The 3,248-nt window shown below is 60.4% G+C and carries 2 protein-coding genes; both read right to left on the minus strand.

Annotated elements, in window-relative coordinates:
• Positions 1–1,412, minus strand: a 1,412-nt coding sequence (locus V5B39_RS22110) for a DUF6986 family protein (protein WP_332344967.1), incomplete at its 3' end; no start/stop codon positions are given.
• An 823-nt stretch (positions 1,413–2,235) separates the two neighbouring features.
• Complete coding sequence (locus tag V5B39_RS22115; protein ID WP_332344968.1) at positions 2,236–3,096, minus strand: FAS1-like dehydratase domain-containing protein; 861 nt, start codon at positions 3,094–3,096, stop codon at positions 2,236–2,238.
• Positions 3,097–3,248: the final 152 nt, after the last annotated feature.

A 3,248-nucleotide genomic window follows, 5' to 3' on the forward strand; every position in this document is an offset into this window, starting at 1 on the left:
ACAAACGAACGCGAGCGCAGCTCGTCCAGTGTGATCCCTGTCGCCAGAACTTCCTGCTCGGTGATCGCTCCGCACGCCATTCCCCGCAGGAAGAAGTTCAGCAGGCCCTGCCCGGTTGCCGCATCGTCGAAGGTATTGCCCACCAGCGTCGCCTGGGCAGCCTTGTTCAGGAATGCGTTCAGCCTGGCCGAGGCATCCTGCAGACCGCTGAGGAAGAAGGTATCGACCGCCGCATAGCGCACCGGCAACTGCCCCGGATTCAGATCCCACCCCTGATAGTAGGCGTGTCGCATCGAGTGCATGATGTTGTCGTAGTGCAGCTTCCAGGCAGCATGCACGACGGCGCGATTCTCGTCCATCTGCTGGGCCGTCAGCACGGCGTCCCTGGTCGCCTTGTGGGGTCCGATCGGCATGCTGGTGGTCGCACCGTCGCTGATGGTGATGCCGGTCCCGGCAAGGCTGACCTGCAGCACATGGCGGGCAAAATCGCAGGCCGGATGGGTGTGACTCTGGTGTGCCGCGGTGATGTTGCACGAAGCCGTGTAATCGTAGGTCCCGAAAATGGCCGAGCGGCAGCGGCCGCCGGCAGCCGCGACCAGCAGCGGCACCGTGTTTTCCCCCTTGAAATTGATGATCGACTGAGTGGTTTCGATCATGATTTCCATTCTCAGGGAATCCTTGGGAAAGCCGAGTCGGGCTTCGAGATTCCCGAGAATCCTGGCGCAGGTCGAAACCTGTGTCGCGGTGACCACCTTGGGCAGCGTGACGATAAAATTCTGTGGCAGTTTGCCACCGGTATTCTCGGCCAGGCGGGTCAGGAAGATGTCCAGCGTACGAATCGAACGAACTTTGCACTCGTCTGAAAACGTTTTGATGCGGATGCCGATAAATGGCGAGAGCAGATTCTCGCGCATGCCTTTGGCGACTTCATCGGCAGCCGCGACGGCATGGCCATCTTCCTCGTCGTCGGGACGATTGCCGTAGCCATCCTCGAAATCGATGCGATTGTCCTCGATCGGCTCGGTCTGGAGCTTTTTCAGGACCCGGTTGAAGACCGTGTAAGCCAGCCACGCCGCCGGTTTGACCCCGCGCACCTGCTCGGGATTGGCTTCCAGGGCACGTGTCAGGCTGTCCTGGTAGATGGGGTTGGTCGGCAGCGTTTCCGACCCCGGCAGACCCAGAACGCGGCCAAACACCAGATAGTTGGGCGCGTAGGTGTCGAGAGTCTTGAGCGCCACTTCCCCCAATTTGGCCGCGAAACCGGCCTTGAACAGATTGGCACCGCCGTAAACCGTGTGCACCGGCTGCCTCTCAAAGGAGTCCGCCGGGTAATCTGACTTGAAAGCTGCATTGGAATCGTGCAACTCGCTGCAATAAGAATTCATTTCGTCGCGGGTCAGCGTGAGCTTCATGTGTTGCCTCCGAAATACGTTAATCGTTGCTCAATACACGTTCAACATTGCGCATGCAAATATCCCGACGCCATGGTCGGGTTCCATCAACAGTTAAGGCGGACCCCGGAGTCAAGACGAACGACGGCTTCAATGGGGTGGCTGATTCGCCAACCGATGACCTTGTGGTCATCGATGAGCGCGACCAGAGGTGCGCAGGCATGGCCTGGGCGGATGCAGGGAGCCGGGCTCCAGGCCGGGGAGGGTTCGACCAGGAGGACGCCACGGAACAGGCAAGGATGGAAAGGGTGCTCAGGAAAGGAGTGGGCGGAGGGTGGCCCTGCTGCCCTCTCGATCAAGGGCATCAATGGCAGCAGGCGGCTGATCCGCTGGCGGTTGACGGCGTCATCCCGCTTTCTGCGCATACCGCGGAACGGTTGCCGCAAAGGCTGCCGTACATATTCCGAGGGGAAGGGTCGACGGTACAGCGGAACGCTTGCGTCCGCCAGCGAATGTCCAGGTTGCAAATGCACCGAGGCAAGCACCCGCCCCGCCCGGACGCACTGCTGCACGACAGCCATCGCCTCCCCCTGGTCAATCCACTCTCGCCGAATCACTACACGGCGCCATAGGATTCTAGCGCTTCACGAGGTGTCCCCGCAAGCTTGATCGTGAGGATTTATATCGGGAACAAACGGCACCTGGGAAGATGCCGGAGGGCGGGTGGTCTGAAAGTCGCATCAGCAACTCATGGGTCGTCCCGCTCCCGCAAACGGGGGTGGGAAACGGTCATGACCTTCATGATCGGAGGTGCCTGGAAAAGTGATCATCGTGGTGATGACCGTTAGACTGGTGCGAGTTCGACGCTGGCGCGCATCGCCGTCGCTCCGTCAGGCGCTTGTGCCTCAAGAGCGCATTGCCTTTCGTTGACCGGGGTGCAGACGATACGAAACGGCGCCAGATCGAACAGTGGCGCCAGACCACGGAAGCTGAATTCCTGCACCGGTCGTGCCACTTCCTGACGAACCAGCTCCATCAGCAGCACCGCGGTCAGCGGCCCGTGCACCACCAGGCCCGGATAGCCCTCTTCCTTCATTGCATAGGGACGATCGTAGTGAATCCGGTGCGCATTGAAGGTCAGCGCCGAGAAGCGGAACAGGAGTCTCGGGTCCGGCGTCACGATGCGCGCGCAGGCACCTGCCGGTAACGGCGGCCAGTCATTGAGGATGTGCGGACGGGTCACTGCTGGCCCTGGTTCGCGATAGACGATGTCCTGCTCCTCCTCGATACACAGCTGGTCATCCTGATAATAGCGATGGAGCACCGAAACAAACGCCAGCTTGCCGGAACGGCCCGATGTCAGCCGGACATCACGAATGGTTGCCGAACGTCGCGCCGGCTGGCCGATCAGCAGCGGACGATGGAAGTGCATGCGCGCGCCGGCAAACATCCGCCTCGGATAGGGAATCGGTGGCATGAAACCACCGCGCTGTGGATGTCCGTCGCTGCCAAGCAGCACCTGCGGCACTCTGGGCAGAAAATAGAACCAATGCCATAGCGGAGGTAGCGTGCTCCCAGCCCCCAGACCGGTCTGCGTATCGTCGAGCACTGCCGCCGCTGCCAGCGCCAGTGTCGGACTCAGATCGTCGTCAGTGGTCTCCTGGCGGCCAATCCACTCTGCGTAGTCTGCTGTCACGTCGCTCATGCCATTCATCCTTTCCGGGGTTCCTTTTAGGTTCTGTTGATACATCACCGCAGCCAGATGAGGGCGGAGACGAAGCGCAACATGCCCATGTAGTTGCGGGAGGTTTTTTCATAGCGTGAGAAAATCCTCCGGTAATGTTTGATTTTGTTGAA

The sequence above is a fragment of the Accumulibacter sp. genome (assembly GCF_036625275.1).
Classification (GTDB): domain Bacteria; phylum Pseudomonadota; class Gammaproteobacteria; order Burkholderiales; family Rhodocyclaceae; genus Accumulibacter.